This window comes from Amycolatopsis sp. NPDC003731 (assembly GCF_053586895.1).
This window is the reverse complement of sequence record NZ_JBSFNC010000100.1, coordinates 1-19,510: the sequence shown is the minus strand read 5'-3', so window position 1 is coordinate 19,510 and position 19,510 is coordinate 1. Positions and strand designations below refer to the sequence as shown.

Annotated in this window: 21 protein-coding genes; 12 read left to right on the top strand and 9 right to left on the bottom strand. The window is 72.1% G+C overall.

Features of this window, described 5'->3' with window-relative positions:
- The first annotated feature begins 163 nt into the window (after positions 1-163).
- Entirely contained in the window at positions 164-1,468 is a 1,305-nt protein-coding gene (locus ACWDN5_RS32250; protein WP_449678918.1) for a GGDEF domain-containing protein, read from the top strand.
- Between the two features lie 955 nt (positions 1,469-2,423).
- Here ACWDN5_RS32250 and ACWDN5_RS32245 read toward each other — a convergent pair.
- From ACWDN5_RS32245 to ACWDN5_RS32235, 3 genes are read right to left on the bottom strand one after another with little or no spacing between them, the layout of a single operon-like run.
- Positions 2,424-4,733, bottom strand: coding sequence for a [protein-PII] uridylyltransferase (locus ACWDN5_RS32245; RefSeq protein ID WP_449678917.1), 2,310 nt, complete (start codon positions 4,731-4,733; stop codon positions 2,424-2,426).
- A 10-nt stretch (positions 4,734-4,743) separates the two neighbouring features.
- Entirely contained in the window at positions 4,744-5,082 is a 339-nt protein-coding gene (locus ACWDN5_RS32240) for a P-II family nitrogen regulator (protein ID WP_013223833.1), read from the bottom strand.
- Positions 5,079-6,467 carry an ammonium transporter gene (locus ACWDN5_RS32235; protein ID WP_449678916.1) on the bottom strand — a complete coding sequence of 463 codons (1,389 nt, stop codon included), beginning with the start codon at positions 6,465-6,467 and terminating at the stop codon, positions 5,079-5,081. The genes ACWDN5_RS32240 and ACWDN5_RS32235 overlap by 4 nt, the downstream gene beginning before the upstream one ends.
- 173 nt (positions 6,468-6,640) lie before the next feature.
- On the opposite strand from ACWDN5_RS32235, the gene ACWDN5_RS32230 reads away from it, so the two are divergent.
- A complete protein-coding gene (locus tag ACWDN5_RS32230) occupies positions 6,641-7,489 on the top strand; it encodes a putative RNA methyltransferase (RefSeq protein WP_449678915.1) in 849 nt (282 codons plus the stop codon).
- An 18-nt stretch (positions 7,490-7,507) separates the two neighbouring features.
- Positions 7,508-8,134 carry a (2Fe-2S)-binding protein gene (locus tag ACWDN5_RS32225; protein ID WP_449678914.1) on the top strand — a complete coding sequence of 209 codons (627 nt, stop codon included), beginning with the start codon at positions 7,508-7,510 and terminating at the stop codon, positions 8,132-8,134.
- Here ACWDN5_RS32225 and ACWDN5_RS32220 read toward each other — a convergent pair.
- Both ACWDN5_RS32220 and ACWDN5_RS32215 read right to left on the bottom strand, forming a co-directional pair.
- Positions 8,131-8,985 (bottom strand): sigma-70 family RNA polymerase sigma factor, encoded by an 855-nt coding sequence (locus tag ACWDN5_RS32220; protein ID WP_310974459.1) that lies wholly within the window; start codon positions 8,983-8,985, stop codon positions 8,131-8,133. The genes ACWDN5_RS32225 and ACWDN5_RS32220 overlap by 4 nt on opposite strands.
- 82 nt (positions 8,986-9,067) lie before the next feature.
- Positions 9,068-9,973: a LysR family transcriptional regulator gene (locus ACWDN5_RS32215; protein ID WP_449678913.1), complete on the bottom strand. Its 906-nt coding sequence runs from the start codon at positions 9,971-9,973 to the stop codon at positions 9,068-9,070.
- 70 nt (positions 9,974-10,043) lie between these two features.
- Here ACWDN5_RS32215 and ACWDN5_RS32210 point away from each other — a divergent pair, with 70 nt between their 5' ends.
- Positions 10,044-10,859: an SDR family NAD(P)-dependent oxidoreductase gene (locus tag ACWDN5_RS32210; RefSeq protein ID WP_449678912.1), complete on the top strand. Its 816-nt coding sequence runs from the start codon at positions 10,044-10,046 to the stop codon at positions 10,857-10,859.
- A gap of 4 nt (positions 10,860-10,863) precedes the next feature.
- Here the strand turns inward: ACWDN5_RS32210 and ACWDN5_RS32205 are convergent, their stop codons facing one another.
- Positions 10,864-11,277: a PPOX class F420-dependent oxidoreductase gene (locus ACWDN5_RS32205; RefSeq protein WP_310974462.1), complete on the bottom strand. Its 414-nt coding sequence runs from the start codon at positions 11,275-11,277 to the stop codon at positions 10,864-10,866.
- 61 nt (positions 11,278-11,338) lie between these two features.
- Complete coding sequence (locus ACWDN5_RS32200) at positions 11,339-11,758, bottom strand: VOC family protein (RefSeq protein ID WP_449678924.1); 420 nt, start codon at positions 11,756-11,758, stop codon at positions 11,339-11,341.
- Between the two features lie 94 nt (positions 11,759-11,852).
- Here ACWDN5_RS32200 and ACWDN5_RS32195 point away from each other — a divergent pair, with 94 nt between their 5' ends.
- The 4 genes from ACWDN5_RS32195 to ACWDN5_RS32180 all read left to right on the top strand — a co-directional run bounded on the left by ACWDN5_RS32195 (position 11,853) and on the right by ACWDN5_RS32180 (position 14,672).
- A complete protein-coding gene (locus ACWDN5_RS32195) occupies positions 11,853-13,139 on the top strand; it encodes an O-acetylhomoserine aminocarboxypropyltransferase/cysteine synthase family protein (protein WP_449678911.1) in 1,287 nt (428 codons plus the stop codon).
- Positions 13,136-13,612 (top strand): CoA-binding protein, encoded by a 477-nt coding sequence (locus tag ACWDN5_RS32190; RefSeq protein ID WP_449678910.1) that lies wholly within the window; start codon positions 13,136-13,138, stop codon positions 13,610-13,612. The genes ACWDN5_RS32195 and ACWDN5_RS32190 overlap by 4 nt, the downstream gene beginning before the upstream one ends.
- A gap of 35 nt (positions 13,613-13,647) precedes the next feature.
- Positions 13,648-14,397 (top strand): MBL fold metallo-hydrolase, encoded by a 750-nt coding sequence (locus ACWDN5_RS32185; protein WP_449678909.1) that lies wholly within the window; start codon positions 13,648-13,650, stop codon positions 14,395-14,397.
- A 101-nt stretch (positions 14,398-14,498) separates the two neighbouring features.
- Positions 14,499-14,672, top strand: coding sequence for a hypothetical protein (locus tag ACWDN5_RS32180; protein ID WP_310974466.1), 174 nt, complete (start codon positions 14,499-14,501; stop codon positions 14,670-14,672).
- A 39-nt stretch (positions 14,673-14,711) separates the two neighbouring features.
- Here ACWDN5_RS32180 and alc read toward each other — a convergent pair whose 3' ends face one another.
- Together alc and allB are read right to left on the bottom strand one after the other, a co-directional pair.
- The gene (alc, locus tag ACWDN5_RS32175; protein ID WP_449678908.1) at positions 14,712-15,725 is read right to left on the bottom strand and encodes an allantoicase; all 1,014 of its coding nucleotides are present in this window, start codon (positions 15,723-15,725) and stop codon (positions 14,712-14,714) included.
- Position 15,726: 1 nt separating this feature from the next.
- Positions 15,727-17,055, bottom strand: a complete 1,329-nt coding sequence (gene allB / locus ACWDN5_RS32170) for an allantoinase AllB (RefSeq protein ID WP_449678907.1) — start codon at positions 17,053-17,055, stop codon at positions 15,727-15,729.
- A 127-nt stretch (positions 17,056-17,182) separates the two neighbouring features.
- On the opposite strand from allB, the gene ACWDN5_RS32165 reads away from it, so the two are divergent.
- The 4 genes from ACWDN5_RS32165 to pucL are packed head-to-tail and all read left to right on the top strand — an operon-like array spanning position 17,183 to position 19,362.
- Positions 17,183-17,659, top strand: coding sequence for a helix-turn-helix domain-containing protein (locus tag ACWDN5_RS32165; protein WP_449678906.1), 477 nt, complete (start codon positions 17,183-17,185; stop codon positions 17,657-17,659).
- Between the two features lie 55 nt (positions 17,660-17,714).
- A complete protein-coding gene (locus ACWDN5_RS32160; RefSeq protein ID WP_310974470.1) occupies positions 17,715-18,164 on the top strand; it encodes a 2-oxo-4-hydroxy-4-carboxy-5-ureidoimidazoline decarboxylase in 450 nt (149 codons plus the stop codon).
- Positions 18,161-18,478 carry a hydroxyisourate hydrolase gene (gene uraH / locus ACWDN5_RS32155; protein WP_449678905.1) on the top strand — a complete coding sequence of 106 codons (318 nt, stop codon included), beginning with the start codon at positions 18,161-18,163 and terminating at the stop codon, positions 18,476-18,478. The genes ACWDN5_RS32160 and uraH overlap by 4 nt, the downstream gene beginning before the upstream one ends.
- Positions 18,479-18,480: 2 nt before the next feature.
- A complete protein-coding gene (pucL, locus tag ACWDN5_RS32150) occupies positions 18,481-19,362 on the top strand; it encodes a factor-independent urate hydroxylase (protein ID WP_449678904.1) in 882 nt (293 codons plus the stop codon).
- Positions 19,363-19,510: the final 148 nt, after the last annotated feature.

The window sequence follows — 19,510 nt, the reverse complement described above, 5'->3', positions numbered from 1 at the left end:
CGCGCGGACTTCGGGACTCGGGGGCCTCAGGACTCGCGGTTGCGCATGGCGGCGGCCTCCCTTCACTGCTCCGAACGTGTGGCAATCATCGATCGCGGCCGCCCGGTGTGGTGGGGTGGATGCGGATCGTCGGATCACCCAGGGGAGTTGCACCGCCTTGAGTATGGACGGCGCCCGTCCGGCCCAACCCCGCGCGGGACGGATCCGTGGGGCGCTGAACCCTGCTCACTGGACCCTCTGGCGGCAGCGCGGGTCGCTGATCTTCTACTGCTTCCTCGTCGAGTCCGTGGCGCTCGTGGCCACCACCTGGAGCGCCGTGGAAGTCCCCGCGCGCGGGTGGGACGTGGCCGTCTTCGGCGTCCTCGCGGGCCTCGGCGTGCTGCAGGCCGAGCTGGGCCGGAAGATCGAACGCGTCCGACGTCTGGTGTCCGACACCCCGCACATCAACCTGACGTCGGTCTGGACGTTCGCCGGCGTGCTGCTCCTGCCGCCCGCGCTGGTCACCGCGCTGATCGCCGTCCTCTACCTGCACCTGGCGACGCGCAGCCTCGCGCGGATCAAGCGCGTCCCGCCGTTCCGGACGACGCTGAACGCGACGCTGGTCGTCATCACCTGCTACTCGGCCGAACTCGTCTTGGGCCGCCTCGGTGTCCCGGACATGTACGCGGCGCTGACGGCGGGCTGGCGCGGCGTCACGGCCATCACGCTGGCCGCCGTCACGTACTTCCTGGTCGCGGCGATCACCATCGTCCCGGCGCTGACGATCACCAAGCGCACGATCAAGGCGTTCTTCGGCGGCCTCGGCGACAACCTCCTCGAGGTCGCGACGCTCTGCCTGGGCCTGCTCACGGCGTTGACGCTGGCGACGCTGCCCGCGCTCGCCGTCGCGATCGTGCCGCCGCTGCTGGTGCTGCACCGGGCGGTGCTGATCAAGCAGCTGGAGATCGCCGCGACGACCGACGAGAAGACCGGCCTGTTCAACACGACCGGGTGGCACCTGCTCGCGTCACGCGAACTGGCCCGCGCCCAGCGGAACACGCGCAGCACGTTCGGCGTGCTGATGATCGACCTGGACTACTTCAAGCTGATCAACGACGAGCACGGCCACCTGGCGGGCGACACGGTGCTGCGCGCGGTCGCGGCGACGATCAAGAGCGCCGTCCGCGACTACGACTCGGTCGGCCGCTTCGGCGGCGAGGAGTTCGTCGTCCTGCTGCCGGACATCGGGCCGGCGGCGGTCCTGGCGGTGGCCGAGCGCATCCGCTCGGCGATCGAGTCCCTGCGCGTCGAGTACGAGGACGGCACGGGCACCCGCGCGATCGGCGGCCTGTCCGCCTCCATCGGCGTCGCCACCTACCCGGACGGCGGAACGGCCGTCGACCGCCTGCTGCAGGCCGCCGACAAGGCCCTCTACCGAGCCAAGGATGCGGGCCGCAACCAGGTGGTCGACGGCACGGCGATCGCCTAGGACGCCGCCGGTTCCAGCCGCCAGAGGGCGCCGAGCACCTTCAGCAGGAGCTCCTGACGCTCGTCCAGCACGGCGAGGGTCCAGACGTCGCTCGCGAGCACCTGGGACGTCAGCACGAACGGCGGCCAGCTCGTCGGCTCGAAGTACTTGGTCGTATCCGGCCCCGCCGTCCGACAGGGCGGAATTCAGGCGTTGCAAGACGTAGGAGCGGACCCGCAGAACGGTGTAGATCTCGGCGTCCAGCTTGCCGAGGGTCTCGCCCTGCTCGGCCGGGGAGAGCTGCAGCGGCGACTCGTCCGAGTAGAGGTCGCGATCGTTTTCCATCCAGTCGAGAACACGCCCGTAGCGCTCGACCCGCCGGGTGATGTCCACACGGCGGATGAGCATGCTCCCGGCGAGCCGTTCGAGGTCGGTCAGGAACCGCAGAAGGGACGCCGAATCGGCCGTCGGGCGGCTGAAGTAGCTGATCGCCGGCGGGATCCAGCCTGTGTTGCCCAGCTGGTTCAGCCAGCCCAGCAGCCGGTTGATCGCTTCGGCATCCGGTCCGCCGGCGTAGCTCGCCCGGGTGACCACTTCGAAGGCGTCCGAGAACGGAACGAGCACGTCGTCGATGAACATCCGGCCATCCGGGAACCGCTGCAGCACCGAGGCCCGGAACTCCTTCAGGATCGACTCGTGGGCCTTGGTCTTCGCGAACATGAACGAGACTAGACGCTCACGGTCCGGCCCGGACAGAGCGCTGACCCGGGATTTGAACAGGAGCGCATTCTCGACCAGCCGGCGTCGGCTGTCCGGGGTCACGTTCTGTAGGGCGGCCAGCTCGGCGTTACGTTGCTGTCCGTCGACCACTTTTTCGTCCCGGCCATGCGACTGAACTCGCGGCGGGCGGACCACTTGTTACATCAATTACCGCATTGTTCGAAGCTGCGGCCGCCCGCAGCTTCGAACAACACCCTCAGGACGCCGCGGCTAGGACGGCCTGCTCCACCTCGCGCCGCCACCCCGGCTCGATGCGGCCGCTCCGGGGGGTCACCGCGAACGAGTCCACCACCGCTCCGCCCAGGGTCGACGCCTTGGCCCAGCGGACCTCCGCGTCGCAGCGGCGCAGTGCTCCCGCCACGCGGAACAACAACCCGATCCGGTCGGCCGCGCGCAGTTCCAGCACCACCGTGTCCGGGCCCGATGTCTCGTCGTCGAACCAGAGCACCTTGGGCGCCACCGGGGCCGGCGAGCCGTAGTCACGCTCCTTCGCCGCCAGGCGCTGGGTCAGTGGCAACGTGCCCGCCACCGCCCGGGCGAACTGCTCCCGCAGCAACGTCGCGTCCGGGAGCGACCCGAACTTCGGCGAGGCCGTGAACACTCCCGCGCGGCCGCCGTTGTGGCCTCGCAGGATCGCCGAGTGGACCTCCAGGGAGTTCAGGGCCAGCACGCCCGCCGCCGGGGCCAGGAGCTCCGCCCTGGCCGGGACCGCCAGCAGGACCGTGACCACCTTTCCGTGGGAGCTGATCCGGATCTCGCCCGTGCCCGAGGCCACCGCTGATGCGACGAGCTCGCGTTGTTCGTCGTCCATCGGCGAAGGGGCCGTGAAACCCTTGCCGTGCAGCACTTCTTCGCAGCCCGAGACCAGCTCCGCCAGCAGGCGTGCCTTCCAGTCCGTCCACACCCCGGGGCCCGTTGCCAGCGAGTCGGCCTGGGTCAGGGCGTGCAACAGCTCGACCAGGACGAGGTCGCTGTCCAGGGTTTTCACCACCCGGGCCACCGTGGCCGGCTCGCTGATGTCGCGCCGGGTCGCCGTGTGCGGCAGCAGGAGGTGGTGGCGGACCACGGCCGACACCGTGGCGACGTCGGCCGGGGTGAGGCCCAGCCTGGTCGCGACCTGGGCCGAGATCTTGGCGCCCAGCTCCGAATGATCGGCGTCGCGGCCCTTGCCGATGTCGTGCAGGAGCGCGCCGATCAGCAGCAGGTCCGGGCGGGACACCGTGGTCGTCAGCTTGGCCGCCTCGACGCACGTGCGGACCAGGTGCCGGTCGACCGTCCACTGGTGCACCGGCGAGCGCGGCGGCAGGTCGCGGACCGCGCCCCACTCCGGGAACAGGCGGGACCACAGGCCCGTCCGGTCCAGGGACTCGACCGCGTCGACCAATCCCTCGCCGGCGCCCAGCAGCTCGACCAGCGCGTTCAGCGCCTCGGCCGGCCACGGGGCGCGCAGCTCCGGGGCCGACTCGGCCAGCGCTTTGAGCGTGCCGAGCGCGATCGGCTTGCCCGTGCGCGCCGACGCCGCCGCGACGCGCAGCAGCAGCGCCGGGTCCCGGGCCGGCACGGCGTCGCGGGCCAGCGCCACCTCGTTGCCGTGCAGCACCACGTTTTCCGCGAGCGGCGTCCGCGACGGACGTCGCCCGAAGCGTGACCGAGGTGGCTCCACAGTGGACCGCAGTGCCACGTCCAGGGCGTACGCGATCGTGCGGCCCGCTCCGGACAGCTTGCGGGCCAACGTGAACCGGTCGCCGAAGCCGAGCTCGGCCGCGACCAGTTCGGCCTCCGCCGCGGACAGGACGTCCCGTTCGCGCCGGATCTCACGCCGCAGCTCCGTGCGGACGTCGAGGAGGAGTCCCTTCGCTTCCAGGAGTTCCTCGCCCGGACGCGCGGTGAGCTGCGCCGCGGCGAGGGCTTCCAGGACGGCGAAGTCCCGCAATCCGCCCCGGCCGTGCTTGAGGTCCGGTTCGGCGGACTGCGCGATTTCGCCGCTGCGGGCCCAGCGCTGCCGGACCGACGCCGTCAGGTCCGGGATCTGCTTGCGCGCCGTGCGGCGCCACTGGTCGCGCGCCGCGGACACCAGGCGGCCGCTCAGCTCGGCGTCCCCGGCGAGGTGCCGGGCGTCGAGCAGGCCCATGGCCACGCGCAGGTCCTCCGAAGCGACCTTCAGCGCCTCACCCGGCGTGCGGACCGAGTGGTCGAGCCCGACTTTCGCGTCCCACAAGGGATACCAGAGCGCGTCCGCGATCTCGCCGACGCCGCTGTTGCCGTTGTGCACCAGCAGCAGGTCGAGATCGGAGAACGGCACCAGCTCCCGGCGGCCGAGCCCGCCCACGGCGACCAGCGCGACACCCGGTTCCGCGGTGTCGACGCCGGCCGCCGAGGCTCCCCTGCCCAGCCAGAACTCGTAGAGGTCGACCAGGGCCGCCCGCAAAGCGGACGCCCCCAGCCTCCCGTGCCTGCCCTCGAGCAGTCGCTCGGTGGCCTTGACCAGTTCGCCCCCGTCGGCCATCCCAGACGCCTTATAGGGCGTCCGTGCCGCGCTCGCCGGTCCGTACCCGGATGACGGTCTCCACCGGCGTCACCCACACCTTGCCGTCACCGATCTTGCCGGTGTGCGCGGCCGTGGTGATGGCCTCGAGGACCTTCTCCACGTTGGTGTCGTCGGTGACGACCTCGACCTTCAGCTTGGCCACGAAGTCCACCGAGTACTCCGCGCCGCGGTAGACCTCGGTGTGGCCCTTCTGCCGGCCGTAGCCCTGGACTTCGCTGACCGTCATGCCCAGCACGCCCAGCTGCTCCAGCGCGGAGCGGACGTCGTCGAGCGTGAACGGCTTGACAATCGCCGTGATGAGCTTCATGCCTTGCTCTCCTCGAGTTTCGCGGCCGGGGTGGCGGACTTCACCGGGATGGTGGTCGGCTGGCCGAGGCCACCGCCGGATCCGGTGAAGTCGTACGCGCTTTCCGCGTGCTGGGCTTCGTCGATGCCGCTGACCTCGTCCTCGGTGCTGACGCGGAAGCCGCCGGCCTTCTTGATCACGAAGCCGATGATGAAGGACAGCACGAAGGAGTACGCGAGCACCGCACCGGCGGCCGCGGCCTGGCGACCCAGCTGGGTGAACCCGCCGCCGTAGAACAGGCCGTCCGCACCGAGCGCGTTGACGCTGGTGGTGCCGAAGAAGCCGATCAGCAGCGTGCCGACGATGCCACCGACCAGGTGGACGCCGACGACGTCGAGGGAGTCGTCGAAGCCGAACTTGAACTTGAGCGAGATGGCGAGCGCGCAGACCGCACCGGCGATGAGGCCGATCGCGATGGCCCCGATCGGGCTCACGAAACCACACGCCGGGGTGATGGCGACCAGGCCGGCGACCGCGCCGGAGGCCGCGCCGAGGGTGGTCGGCTTGCCGAACTTGAGCTGCTCCACCAGCAGCCAGCCGAGAACGGCGGCGGCGGTGGCGACAGTGGTGTTGGTGAACGCGACGGCCGCGAGGTCGTTGGCGGCCAGGGCGGACCCGGCGTTGAAGCCGTACCAGCCGAACCACAGCAGCGAGGCGCCGAGGAGCACGAACGGGACGTTGTGCGGGCGCCCGGTGTCCTTCGGCCAGCCCTTGCGCTTGCCGAGCACGATGGCGAGGGCGAGACCCGCGGCACCGGCGTTGATGTGGACCGCAGTGCCACCGGCGAAGTCGAGTGCCTTGAGGTTGTTGGCGATCCAGCCGCCGACGGCGTTCTCGCCGATGAAGCCGTTGAAGGAGAACACCCAGTGCGCGACCGGGAAGTACACGACCGTCACCCAGATGACGACGAACAGCGTCCAGCCCCAGAACTTCGCGCGGTCGGCGATGGCGCCGGAGATCAGCGCGGGCGTGATGATCGCGAACATCAGCTGGAACATCACGAATGCGAGCACCGGCAGCGCGTCCGAACCGGGCCAGGCGACCGCCGGCGTGGTGTCGGTGGCGGCGACCGCGAACCCGGCGAGCTTCCCGAAGGTGTTTTCGAGGCCCGCGAAGTGGAAGTTACCGAGGAAACCTCCGAAAGCGTCGTCGCCGAACGACATCGAGAAGCCGTACAGGGCCCACAGCACCCCCACCACGGCCAGCGCGATGAAGTTCATCATCAGCATGTTCAGGACGCTCTTCGCGCGGACCATGCCGCCATAGAAGAACGCCAGTCCTGGGGTCATGAGCATGACCAGCGCGGCGCTGGCCAATACCCACGCGGTGTCTCCTGCGTTCAGCACATCGTCCTCCCGTGCCCTGGGTTCGTGCGTTGGCAGTTTTGGCGCGCGGTGTTTCACGGGGCGGCGCGCGAGGTTTCGCCCGCGTGAACTGTCCGCGCCCGGTTGTTACGGCCAGGTTTCCCGCGACCCCTCCTGGAGTGTCCGGTTGCGAAACGTCGTGGTCGAATATCCCCATGACACCGGCCGACCACGGGAATGACCCACTGCCACCCCCGGTCGTCGCGGCCCTGCGGTGTTCGGTGTGCGGTGACCCGATCGGCGCAGCGGGACGCACGCTGCGTTGCGGGAATCGCCACTCTTTCGATCTAGCCCGGCAGGGTTACGTGAACCTGTTGCACGCGCGAATCCCGGCCGGGACGGCGGACACCGCACCGATGGTCGCGGCGCGCGCGGACTTCCTCGCCTCGGGCGCGTACGAACCCCTCGCCGACGAGCTGGCCCGCGTCTGCGCCGGGGCCGGCGGGCTGGTCGTCGACGCCGGCGCGGGCACGGGGTACTACCTCGCACGGGTGCTGGACGGGTCGGAGGCGTTCGGCCTCGCGCTGGACGTCTCGGCCGTCGCTCTGCGGCGGGCGGCGCGGGCCCACCCGCGGCTGGGCGCGGCGGTGTGGAACCTGTGGGAGCCGTGGCCGGTGGGCGACGGCGTGGCGTCGGTCGTGCTGAACGTCTTCGCCCCGCGCAACGGGCCGGAGTTCCACCGCGTGCTGCGCCCCGGCGGCCTGCTGGTCGTCGCCGCGCCGGCGCCGGACCACCTCCGCGAGCTGGGGGACCTCGTGCTGGCCGTCGACGAGCGCAAGGACGAACGCCTGGACGCCACCCTCGGCGAGCACTTCACGCGCACCGGCCGCACGGAGGTCCGGCGCGAGGTCGAGCTGACGCCGCGGCAGGTGCGCCAGGCGGTCGAGATGGGTCCCGCCGGGTTCCACCTGGACCGCGACGGCCGCCGCGAGCGCCTGGACGCGCTGAGCGAGTCCCAGGTGGTGACGATCTCGTTCACGGTCTCCACGTACCGGCCGCGCTGAGTCTGGAAGGGTGAAGGCGTGAAGGCCGACTGGACCGCGTCCGCGACCCGGCTCGCGGACGCGGAGTGGGTGCGGGCCCGCATCGGCGGCGCCGCGAAGCTGTACGGCTGCGCGCGACCCGAGGTGCTCGGCACGATCTGGTGGTACTCGCTGTCGTCGGTCCTCGTGGCCCCGGCCGTCGAGGGCCTGGTGGCCGGAACGCCGGTCGATCCGAGCTTGGCCGCCGTGGAGCTCGACCTCGTCGCCGACGGGCGGTTCCTCGGCGCCCGATCGACCCGTCCGCTGGACGGTGGCCTCCCCGCGGTAGGTGCCGCGCTCACCGGCGCCCTCGGCACCGCGATCGGCACCATCGCAGCCGTCAGCGGGGCGCGGGAACGCGCGCTCGGCGCGATCGCCACCGACTCCATCGGCAACCGGCTGCTGTGGACGCCCGATCCGGAGCGCGCGATGGCCCTCGCCGAACCCCTCGTCGCCGCGATCGGCCTGGGCCTGCCGAAGCCGCGTTTCGTGCGCGTCGGCCGCACCCCGGCCGTACGGCGTGCTTCGTGCTGCCTGATCTACGAAGTCGGCAACCCCAAGTGCGTGAGCTGCCCGCGCCAGACGCCGTCAGAGCGCGAAGCCCGCCTTCGCACCGCCCTGGGTTAGAGCACCGCCAGTTCCAACACCGCCAGCCGCTCGGGATCGGCGATGACCTCGATGCCGGTGATGCGGTCGCCGTCGACGCGGAACGCCAGGACGACGGCCGGCCGCCCGTCGCGCACCATGAGCAGGCCGGGAGCGCCGTCGACCAGGGCGAGTTCGCTCGCCCGCGCCCGCTCGGACGCCAGGATCGCGCCGCGGCGGACGCTCTCGACACCACGCAGCTCGATCGGCGCCGGGCTCGGGCCGACGAACCGGTCGGCGTGCAGCACCACGTCCGGGTCGAGCAGGGACAGCAGCGCTTCGAAGTCGCCGCCGCGCGAGGCCGCCAGGAACGCTTCGACGACCTTGCGCCGCCGGGGCAGGTCCGCGTCCGCCGCCTCGCCGCCCTTCACCCGGCGGCGGGCGCGGCTCGCGAGCTGCCGGGTGGCGGCCGGGGTCTTGCCGATCACCGGCGCGATCTCGTCGAAGGGCACGGCGAACATGTCGTGCAGCACGAACGCGACGCGCTCGGCCGGCCCCAGCGCGTCGAGCACCACCAGCAGCGCGAGCCCGACGGTGTCGGCCAGCTCGGCCTCCTGGCCGGGGTCGCGGCGGTCGTCGTCCCGCTCGGGCTGGGCGTCCAGGGGCTCTTCGCGGTGGTTGCGGCGCGTGCGCAGCAGGGACAGGCACACGCGGGCGACCACGGTGGTCAGCCACGCGGGGAGGTTGTCGATCTCGCCGGTGTCGGTGCGGTGGAACCGCAGCCACGCCTCCTGGACGGCGTCGTCGGCTTCGGCGGCCGAGCCCAGCATGCGGTAGGCGACCGCCCGCAGCCGCGGACGCTCCCGTTCGAACCGCTCGGTCAGCGCGTCCACTGTGTCTGGTCCCTTCCGTCGCCGCTCGTAGCAGTAGACCCCGCGGCGGCGGGCGATGTGACCGGAATGAACGTGATCCGGGTCATCCGGCGGTGCGGCGCAGGACGTCGGCCAGCAGGGCCGCGGGCTCGGACAGCGGACCCGGGAGGCGCGCGAGCAGCACTCGCCGCCGCTCCGCCGGGCCGCCGCGCACGTCCAGCACCCGCACGCCCGGCGGCACGGCGTCGGCGAGCGACGCGGGCAACGTCGTCAGCCCGCAGCCGGCGGCGACCAGGTTCAGCTTGGCCAGCCAGTCGCGGGCGGTGTGGGCGATGTCGGGCCGCTCGTCGAGGCCCGGCCAGACACCCATCAGCGTGTCCTCCCCCGACGACGGCCCGGCGATCCAGCGCTGCCCGCGCAGCTCGGCGACGTCGACCGGCCCGGCGCCGGCCAGCGGGTGGCCCGCGGGCACGGCGAGGCGGAGGCTGCGTTCGGCGAGCGTCTCCAGGTGCAGCGCCGGCGTCTCGGCGTCGGGTGGGCGGAACGGCGGGACCGAGCCGAGGACAGCGAGATCGATCGTGCCCGCGCGCAGGGCCCGGACGAGGACCGGCGTCGTGCCTTCCCGGGTGACCGCGGTGATGGCGGGGTGCGTGCGCCGGAGTTCGGCGACCGCGCGGGGCACCAGGACCGCGCCCGCGCTGGGGAACCAGCCCAGGCGGACCGTGCCGGCGTCGGCGGGCAGCCCGGCCAGCTCGCGCCCGGCGGCGTCGATCTCGTCGAGCACCGCGACGGCGTGGCGCAGCACGACGGTCCCGGCCGCGGTGAGGCGGACGCCGTCGGGCTTGCGTTCCAGCACGGGCGTCCGGGCCACCCGTTCGAGTGACGCGATCTGCCGCGACACCGCGGACTGCGTGTAGCCGAGCGCTTTGGCGGCCGCCGTGAGGGTGCCGCGCTCGGCGACCTCGCGGAACACGCGCAGGGCGACCAGGGAGACGTCACCGAAGTCCATGACGTTAACGCATACCAGGGATGCTTAATTCTCGCTTTTCGCATGGCGTTCGCGCTCCTAGCGTGGCGGTATGACACGCACTGCCGTGGTGACCGGGGCCAACCAGGGCCTCGGCTTCGCCCTCGTCCGCGGGCTCGCCGCCCGCCTCGCTCCCGAAGACCTCGTCCTGCTCACCGGCCGCGACGCCGGGCGGGTGGCGGCGGCTGTTTCGAGGGTCGCCGCCGATCCGGCGACCCGCAGCCGGGTCGAGGGGCGCGTCCTCGACGTCTCCGACCCGGCCGCGGTGGCTCGCTTCGCCGCGCCGGTCGACATCGTGCTCTCGAACGCCGTCGGCCCGCTCGACCCGGGCCGCCCGCAGGCCGAGCAGGCGGACGTCTTCATCGACGTCGCGAACGGCGGCACCCACGCGGTGCTGCGGTCGTTCGGGCCGGTCCTGCGGCCGGGCGGGCGGCTGCTGGTCGTGGCCAGCTCGCTGGGCACCCTGGACCACCTGCCCGAGCCGCTGCGGGCGCGCTTCGACGGCGTCTCACTGGACGAGGTGGAGAAGGCGGTCGAGGACTGGCGCGCGGCGATCCACGACGGCACGGCCGCCGAGGCGGGCTGGCCGGAGTGGATCAACGTGCCGTCGAAGGTGGCGCAGGTCGCGGCGGTCCGCGCGGTGGCGGCCCGGCGCCGGGAGGCCGACCTCGCAACCGGCACCCTGGTGGCGGCGGTCTGCCCGGGGTTGATCGACACCCGGGCGTCGCGGCCGTGGTTCAGCGACTTCAGCCAGGCCCAGACGCCGGACGAGGCGGCGCGGGCGGTGCTGGACCTGGTGTTCGCCGACGTGGACCCGGCGACCTACGGCGAGCTGGTGCGGTTCGGGAAGGTGCTGCCGTGGACGTGAGCGGTCAGCGGTGGACCGCCCTCCGCGGCTCGTACCAGGTCTCGCCGACCGGCTCGCCGGCCATGTTCCAGCTCCAGGAGATCCGCGGGGTGATCCGCGCATACAGCCCCGGCCCGACCAGGCCGGTGCGCTCGACCGGGTCGGCCGCGACGCCGTAGACGCGAATCGCCCGGGCGACGAACGGCTGAAGCGAGACCAGGTCGTCGACCAGCAGCGCCACCTTCCGGCGCCCGGCGGCGACGTTGCGGAACTTGCGCGTCGCCGCGACGGCCGCACCGACGCCCCCGACCCAGAAGTGCTCGCCGTCGTATTCGAAGGCGAGCGGGACGAGGTCCGGTTGCGCACCCGGGCCGAGCGTGGCGACGCGGGCAAGCGGTTGGGAACGCAGGTAGTCGACTTCTTCGGCGGTGAACGCCATGGCAGCTCCTTCGTGCAGGGGGTGCGCTGCCTACACGAACGCGCAGGCCCGGGTCGACAGGTCAGAGCACGCAGAACTCGTTGCCCTCGGGATCCGCCAGCACGAAGTGGTCGGGCCGGCCGTCCAGCTTGTCCTCGCGCAAGATGGTCGCGCCCGCGGCGGTCAGGCGGGCGATCGCCTCCACCACCCGCTCCCAGCGGGTCTCCCACGGCACCTCGCGGCCGCCGCCGGCCTGGACGTCCAGGTGGAGGCGGTTCTTCGCGACCTTGGCTTCGGGCACCTTGAGGAAGCTCAGGCTCGGCAGGACGCCCTCCGGGTCGGTCAGGTACGCCCCGTCGTCCCACTCGTCCTCGGGCACGCCGTTGTCGGCGAACCACGCCTCCCAGCTCGCGAACCCCGCCGGGGGCGGGCGCTCGATGTAGCCGAGGGCCACCGCCCAGAACCTCGCCAGCACGCGGGGTTCCGCGCAGTCGATCGTCACGCTCCAGCGCACCGTCACGAGAGTGGAGCGTAGCCGCGCCCACGCCGTGAGAGGGCGTGTCATCCGGGGGATGCTGCGGTTACCGTGGGCTGCGATGAGTGAACGCAGCTGGGGCTTCCGCACCCGCGCCCTGCACGCGGGCGGCACGCCCGACCCGGCGACCGGGGCGCGGGCCGTGCCGATCTACCAGACCACGAGCTTCGTCTTCGAAGACGCCGCCGACGCCGCGAACCTCTTCGCGCTGCAGAAGTACGGGAACGTCTACAGCCGGATCGGGAACCCGACCGTCGCCGCCTTCGAAGAGCGGATCGCCAGCCTCGAAGGGGCCATCGGCGGGGTGGCCGCCGCCAGCGGGCAGGCCGCCGAGTTCCTCACCTTCAGCTCGCTCACCGAGGCCGGCGACCACATCGTCTCCGCGAGCGGCCTCTACGGCGGGACCGTCACCCAGCTCACCGGCACGCTCCGGCGCTTCGGCGTCGAGACCACCTTCGTCAGCGGCGGCATCGACGACTACGCCGCCGCCGTCACCGACCGGACGCGGCTGCTCTACACCGAGGTCATCGGGAACCCCGGCGGCGGCATCGCCGACCTCGCCGCGCTGGCGGACCTCGCGCACGCCCACGACATCCCGCTGGTCGTCGACGCCACCCTCGCCACGCCCTATCTGTGCCGCCCGATCGAGCACGGCGCCGACATCGTGCTGCACTCCGCGACGAAGTTCCTCGGCGGGCACGGCACCACGCTCGGCGGGATCGTCGTCGAGTCCGGGAAGTTCGACTGGGGCAACGGCAAGTTCCCGCGGATGACCGAGACCGTCGACAGCTACGGTGGCCTCAGGTACTGGGAGAACTTCGGCGAGTACGCGTTCTGCACCCGGCTGCGCGCCGAGCAGCTGCGGGACATCGGCGCGGTCCTCTCGCCGCACTCGGCCTTCCTGCTGCTGCAGGGCGTCGAGACGCTCCCCCAGCGGATGGACGCGCACGTGGCGAACGCCCGGGCGGTCGCCGAGTACCTCGAAGCCGACCCGCGCGTGGCCTGGGTGTCCTACGCCGGGCTGCCGTCGCACCCGCACCACGACCTGGCCCGCCGGTACCTGCCCGCCGGGCCGGGCGCGGTGTTCTCCTTCGGCATCGACGGCGGCCGCGCGGCCGGCGAGAAGTTCGTCGAATCGGTGGAACTGCTGTCGCACCTGGCGAACGTCGGGGACGCGCGGACGCTCGTCATCCACCCGGCCTCGACCACGCACGCACAGCTGTCGGAGGAGCAGCTCGCCGCCGCGGGCGTCGGGCCCGACCTGATCCGGCTGTCGGTCGGGCTGGAAGACGTCGACGACATCCTCTGGGACCTCGACCAGGCGCTCGGCAAGGCGGTGGCCGGGTGACACACGACGTCAGCGCCGTCGAGCGGCGCGCGATCCTGCGGCGGACGCGGTCGGTGACGCTGGTCGGCGCGTCGGCCAACCCGGCGCGACCCAGCTACTTCGTCGCGACCTACCTGCTCTCGTCGACGCGCTACGAGGTCAACTTCGTCAACCCGCGCGTGGACACCCTGTTCGGGAAGCCGGTGTACGCGTCGCTGAAGGACGTCCCGGGCGAACCGGACCTGGTCAGCGTGTTCCGCAGGCACGACGACCTGCCGCAGGTCGCCGAGGAGGTCATCGACGCCGGCGCGCGGACGCTGTGGCTGCAGCTCGGGTTGTGCCACGAACCGGTGGCCGACCGGGCGCGCGAAGCGGGACTGGACGTCGTGATGAACCGGTGCGTGAAGATCGAGCACGCGCGCTTCGCCGGCGGGCTGCACCTGGCCGGGTTCAACACCGGCGTGATCAGCTCGCGGCGGCAGTCGGCGCCGTAGGGAAGACCCCGGCGGCGGCCGCTGTTGGCTCGGGTATGACCTCGGGGATCACGTTCTCCGGCGGCCCGACCGCCCTGCTGGAGCTGGGCGGCGTCCGGCTGCTCACCGACCCGACCTTCGACGCGCCCGGCGACCACCCGATCGGTGAGCGCGTGCTGGTCAAGACCGAGAATTCGGTGCTGACCGAAGAAGCGGCCGGGGTGGTGGACGCCGTCCTGCTCTCGCACGACCAGCACCCCGACAACCTCGACGACCGCGGCCGCGCGTACCTCGCGACGGTGCCGCTGACGCTGATCACGCCCACCGGCGCCGAGCGGCTCGGCGGGGCGGCGCGGGGCCTGGAGCCGTGGGAATCGACGCAGGTGGGCCCGCTGACCGTCACGGCGGTCCCGGCGCTGCACGGGCCGGACGGGGCCGCGCGGCTCACCGGCGACGTCACCGGCTTCGTGCTGACCGGCGACGGGCTGCCGACGGTGTACGTGAGCGGCGACAACGCCTCGGTCGACCTGGTCCGCGAGATCGCGGCGCGGTTCCGGGTGGAGATCGCGGTGCTGTTCGCCGGCGCGGCCCGGACGCCGCTGTTCGACGGGGCACCCCTGACGCTGACCAGCGCGGACGCGGCCGAGGCAGCGAAGGTGCTGGGCGCGCGGAAAGTGGTTCCGCTGCACTTCCGGGGCTGGGGGCACTTCAGCGAGGGGCCGGAGACACTGCGGGAGGCGTTCGAGGCGGCCGGGCTGGCGGACCGGCTCGTCCTGCTCCAGCCCGGGGAACGCGCGGAGGTCTGACACGCCGTTCTCGCACCCTAGGCTTAAACGCCTCACCAATGTGGCAAATAACCCTAGGGTGCGAGAGCGGGCCGAGCGAGGGGCCGTGAGAGGCTGGCGGCATGGCCAAGCCGACCCCGCTGCAGTTCCGGAACCTTCTCGTGGCCGCCCTCGCGGCCGCCGGCTTCGTGTGGAGCATCGTCGCGGGCATGCCGTGGTGGGTCAGCGCGATCATCGGCTGCGCCTGCGTCCTGTCGCTGGCCTCCGCCTACCTCAACCGCCCCGACGCGAACTGACCGCGAGCCGCCCGCGGGATGCGGCGGCCCGCGGTCCGGTCAGCGCGTCTTGTCGAACCGGGCCTTCAGGTTCGTCCGGCCCGCCTCCGTGAGCCGGCCGAACAGGCGCAACCGGGCCAGGCCGCCGTCCGGGTAGATGTCGAGGCGCGCCTCCGTCACCTCCGGGCCGTCCGGGAGCGCGAACCGGTGCCGGGTGTCCGGCTGCAACCGCGTCTTCGGCAGCAACGGGACCCACTCGCCGTACGTCTCCCGGCCGCTCACCGAGGCCCAGCCCGGCGCGTTGCCCTTCAGGTTGCTCGTGTCCAGCTCCACGAACCGGACGATCCCGGCGCCCGCCAGCCGGAGCGTCACCCAGTCGTTGCCCGCGTCGCGGCGGCGGGCCGTCTCCCAGCCCTCCGCCTGGTGGGCCGCCAAGCCCGGCGAGAGGATGTTGTTGGGCGACGAATAGAACCGGTTGCTGCAGCCCGTGACGATCGCGCCGTTCTCGAGCGCCGCCAGGTCGAGCGCGTCCACGTCCAGCAGCGCCGGGTCCGGGATCGGTGCGCCGTGGACGCGCAGGCGGGCCACTCCCCCGTCCGGGTGCTGCGTCAGCCGGACGTGCGTGTACCGCCGGGAACCGTTGACCGCGTAGAAGTTCTCCGTGTGGCCCGCGGCCGGCGCGCGGTCGACCAGGACGTCCCACTCGGCCGCGGCCACCTCCGCCGCCGACGGGTAGGCCGGGAGCGACGTCGCTTCCACCGAGACGAACGGGGGGTAATTGCCCTTGAAGAACGCCGTGTCGACGATGACGCCGGTGATCGTGCCGGCCAGGCCGAGGCGGACGATCGCCTGGTCGTCGCCCGGTTCGCGGTGGCGGCGGGTCTCCCAGCCGTCGTAGACCTGGCCCTTAGGGCCGAACGTCTCCGCGCGGTGCGCCGGCACCCACGGGTTGACCAGGTTCTCCTTCTCGGCGAACAGCTCGTCGGTCGCCCACATCACCGTGCCGCCGAAGCGGCGGGACGCGAGGTCGGGCAGTTCTGTCCACTCCGGACGGTCGGACACCAGCGCCTCCATTTCAGCAGTTCCCCCGGGTCAGCAGCGCGCCGCGCGGCTCGTCGCCGGTGATCTCGGTGCCCCGCAGCCACGTCGAGCGCACGACGCCGGCGAGCGGCCGCCGGTCGTAGGCGCTGACCGGGTTGCGGTGCTTCAGCTTCGCGACGTCGACCACGAACGCCTCGTCCGGCGCGAACACGCAGAAGTCCGCGTCGTACCCGGCCGCCAGGTGGCCCTTGCGGCGCATCCCGGCCTGCGCCGCCGGGCGCTCGGCCATCCAGCGGACGACGTCGGTGAGCGCGAACCCGCGCTGCCGCGCCTGCGTCCAGATCGCCGGCAGCCCCAGCTGCAGGCTGGAAATCCCGCCCCACGCCTGGCCGAAGTCGCCGCTGTCGAAGCGTTTCAGCTCCGGCGTGCACGGCGAATGGTCGCTGACGATCGTGTCGATCACCCCGTCGGCGAGGCCCTGCCACAGCAGTTCGCGGTTGGCCGCCTCGCGGATCGGCGGGCAGCACTTGAACTGCGTGGCGCCGTCGCGGATCTCTTCGGCGACGAAACTCAGGTAGTGCGGGCAGGTCTCCGCCGTCAGCGCCACGCCGTCGCGGCGCGCGGAAGCGATCAGCGGCAGAGCGTCCGAAGAGGACAGATGCAGGATGTGCGCCCGCGCGTCGTTCCGGCGGGCCGCCTCGATGACGTGCGAGATCGCGAGGTTCTCCGCCTGCCGCGGCCGCGAGTGCAGGAAGTCGACATAGCGACCGCCGTGCGGCTCCGGTGCCGCGTCGATCTCGTGGGCGTCTTCGGCGTGGACGATCATCAGCGCGTCGAAGGAACTCAGCTCCCGCAACGCTTCGTCGAGCCCGGCCGGGTCGAGCGGCGGGAATTCGTCGACGCCGGAGTGCAACAGAAAGCACTTGAAGCCGAACACCCCGGCGTCGTGCAGGCCGCGCAGCTCCCCCGCGTTGCCCGGGATCGCGCCGCCCCAGAAACCGACGTCGACGTGCACCCGGCCGGTCGCCGCCTTGCGCTTGACCTCCAGGGCCGCGACGTCGACCGTCGGCGGCAGGCTGTTCAGCGGCATGTCCACGATCGTGGTCACCCCGCCCGCGGCGGCCGCCCGGGTCGCCGTCTCGAAGCCTTCCCACTCGGCGCGGCCGGGGTCGTTGACGTGGACGTGCGTGTCGACCAGTCCCGGCAGCAGCACGACGTCGTCGCCGAGGTCGAGGACGCGGTCGCCGGTCAGCGAGGCGCCGCCGGGTTCGACGGCGACGATCCGGCCGCCGTCGACGCCGACGGTCGCCGGGACTTCGCCCTCGGACGTCACGGCCCGGGCGGCGCGCACCACAAGATCCATCCGAAGCCCTTCGTCGGGAGGAGTGACCCGCCGATTTCACAGTACGGAAAGGCGGTTTCGCACAACGACAGTAACCACGGCGCGCGCCGCTCGTCAACGACGGACGTCGCGCGTTACGGTCATCTTCGTGCGGCTAGAAGCGGAGTTCACCAGCGAACCGTTCCACGGCGAGGGTTCGCCGCCCGAGCACGCCGTCGCCGCGCGCGACGCCGCCGAGGAAGCCGGGCTGGACACCGATTTCGGCCCGCTCGGCACGCTCGCCCGCGGCGAGGCGAAAGACCTGCTCGAAGCCCTCCCGGCGATCGCGAAGGCGGCCTTGGACGGCGGTGCCACGCGCGTCACGCTGCAGCTGCGCCGGGCCGACGATCCGGGCAGCGCCCCCGTCGTCGAGCTGAACGACGCGCTGGCCCGGCTGATCGCCGACGTCGAGCGGGAACTGGGCGCCAAGCTGGGCGAACTCGACCGCGCGGGCAAGCAGCGGGCGGTGCGGCTGCTGCGCGAACGCGGCGCCTTCGGGCTGCGGAAATCCGTCTCTTCGGTGGCCGACGCGCTGGGCGTCACGCGCTTCACCGTCTACAACTACCTCAACCGGGAAGCGGACTGACCAGCGCTTTCAACAAAATGTTGACGGAACTCCGGTGCCGACGTACGGTCGGTCCGTGCTGCTCTCCGAGTTCAACACCACCGACGTCCGCCCGCTGCTGACGGAGTGCCTCGCCGTGCCCCGGTGGGTCGACGCCGTGTCGGCCGGGCGCCCGTACGCCGACCTCGACGCGCTGAAGGCCGCCGCCGACCTGCCGTTGAGCAGCGACGAGATCCGGCAGGCGATGGCCGCGCACCCGCGGATCGGCGAGAAACCGGCGGGCGGCTTCGCCCGCTCCGAACAGTCCGGTGTGGACAATCCGGATGCGTTCGCCGCCGCGAACGCCGAGTACGAAGCCAAGTTCGGGCACGTCTACCTGGTCTGCGCGAGCGGCCGCAGCGGCGGCGAACTCCTGAAGATCCTGCGCGAACGGCTGGCCAACGACCCGGCCACCGAGCTCGCCGTCGCCGGCCGTGAGCTGCTGAAGATCGCCGAACTCCGACTCGCGAAAGCGGTGACCGCGTGAGCCTCGTGACCACCCACGTCCTCGACACGGCGGCCGGACGCCCGGCCGCGGGAATCGGCGTCCGCTTCGAGACCGCCGACGGGAAGCCGATCGCCGAGGGCCGCACCGACGACGACGGCCGCATCCGCGACCTCGGCCCGGAAACTCTTGAGCCGGGCGCCTACCGGCTGGTCTTCGCCACCGGCGCCTACCTGGGCCCGGACGCCTTCTTCCCGGAGGTCACCCTGACCTTCCGGATCGCCGACGGCACCGCGCACCACCACGTGCCGCTCCTGCTCAGCCCGTTCGCCTATTCGACCTACCGAGGGAGCTGACCGTGGCCATCACCCTGGGCCCCAACCAGTACGGCAAGGCGGAGGTCCGCCTGGTGACGGTGCGCCGCGACGGCCCGGTGCACCACCTGAAGGACCTCACCGTGTCGACGTCGCTGCGCGGCGAGCTGGCCGCGACGCACCTGACCGGAGACAACGCCGGCGTGCTGGCGACCGACACGCAGAAGAACACGGTGTACGCCTTCGCGAAGGAGGCGCCGGTCGGTGAGATCGAGGACTTCGGCCTGCGGCTGGCCCGCCACTTCGTCGGCTCGCAGGAGAACATCACCGGCGCGCGGATCAAGATCGAGGAGCACGGCTGGGACCGGATCGCCGTCGCCGGCGAGCCTCACGACCACGCGTTCAGCCGCTCCGGCGACGAGCGCCGCACGACGGCGGTGACGGTCCAGGGCGACCGCGCGTGGGTGGTCTCCGGCATCGACGGCCTGACACTGCTGAAGTCGACGGGCTCGGAGTTCCACGGCTTCCCACGCGACCGGTACACGACCTTGGCCGAGACGAGCGACCGGATCCTGGCGACGGCGGTCACGGCGAAGTGGCGCTACCAGGGCGAGAACCTCGACTGGGCGGAGAGCCACCGCGAGATCCGGCGGCTGATGCTGGAGACGTTCGCGACCAAGCACAGCCTTTCGCTGCAGCAGACGCTGTACGCAATGGGCGAGTCGGTGCTCGAGAAGCGGCCCGAGGTCGCCGAAGTGCGGCTGTCTTTGCCGAACAAGCACCACTTCCTGGTAGACCTGAGCCCGTTCGGGCTGAAGAACGACAACGAAGTGTTCTACGCGGCGGACCGGCCGTACGGCCTGATCGAGGGCACAATCCTGCGCGACGACGCCGAGGACCCGGGCCCGGCCTGGGACATCCACTGACGTTCGCCGCCTGCTCCGGGGGCTCCCCGAAGGTCGCGAATGACTCATTCGGGACCTCCCACGCCCCGAATGAGTCAGGACGGCGGGGATGATCATGGCGTCGCAGGCGTGGACGCGGGCTTCGGCGGCGGTCATGGTGCCGGTGTCG

What these genes read in the sequence shown, in the direction of transcription:
- ACWDN5_RS32230 (WP_449678915.1), top strand. Translation starts at nt 6,641, where the DNA reads ATGACACCGGCCGACCACGGGAATGACCCACTGCCACCCCCGGTCGTC.
- ACWDN5_RS32215 (WP_449678913.1), bottom strand. Translation starts at nt 9,973, where the DNA reads ATGGACTTCGGTGACGTCTCCCTGGTCGCCCTGCGCGTGTTCCGCGAG.
- ACWDN5_RS32245 (WP_449678917.1), bottom strand. Translation starts at nt 4,733, where the DNA reads ATGGCCGACGGGGGCGAACTGGTCAAGGCCACCGAGCGACTGCTCGAG.
- ACWDN5_RS32205 (WP_310974462.1), bottom strand. Translation starts at nt 11,277, where the DNA reads ATGGCGTTCACCGCCGAAGAAGTCGACTACCTGCGTTCCCAACCGCTT.
- ACWDN5_RS32250 (WP_449678918.1), top strand. Translation starts at nt 164, where the DNA reads ATGGACGGCGCCCGTCCGGCCCAACCCCGCGCGGGACGGATCCGTGGG.
- ACWDN5_RS32240 (WP_013223833.1), bottom strand. Translation starts at nt 5,082, where the DNA reads ATGAAGCTCATCACGGCGATTGTCAAGCCGTTCACGCTCGACGACGTC.
- ACWDN5_RS32180 (WP_310974466.1), top strand. Translation starts at nt 14,499, where the DNA reads ATGGCCAAGCCGACCCCGCTGCAGTTCCGGAACCTTCTCGTGGCCGCC.
- ACWDN5_RS32195 (WP_449678911.1), top strand. Translation starts at nt 11,853, where the DNA reads ATGAGTGAACGCAGCTGGGGCTTCCGCACCCGCGCCCTGCACGCGGGC.
- allB (WP_449678907.1), bottom strand. Translation starts at nt 17,055, where the DNA reads ATGGATCTTGTGGTGCGCGCCGCCCGGGCCGTGACGTCCGAGGGCGAA.
- ACWDN5_RS32185 (WP_449678909.1), top strand. Translation starts at nt 13,648, where the DNA reads ATGACCTCGGGGATCACGTTCTCCGGCGGCCCGACCGCCCTGCTGGAG.
- ACWDN5_RS32210 (WP_449678912.1), top strand. Translation starts at nt 10,044, where the DNA reads ATGACACGCACTGCCGTGGTGACCGGGGCCAACCAGGGCCTCGGCTTC.
- alc (WP_449678908.1), bottom strand. Translation starts at nt 15,725, where the DNA reads ATGGAGGCGCTGGTGTCCGACCGTCCGGAGTGGACAGAACTGCCCGAC.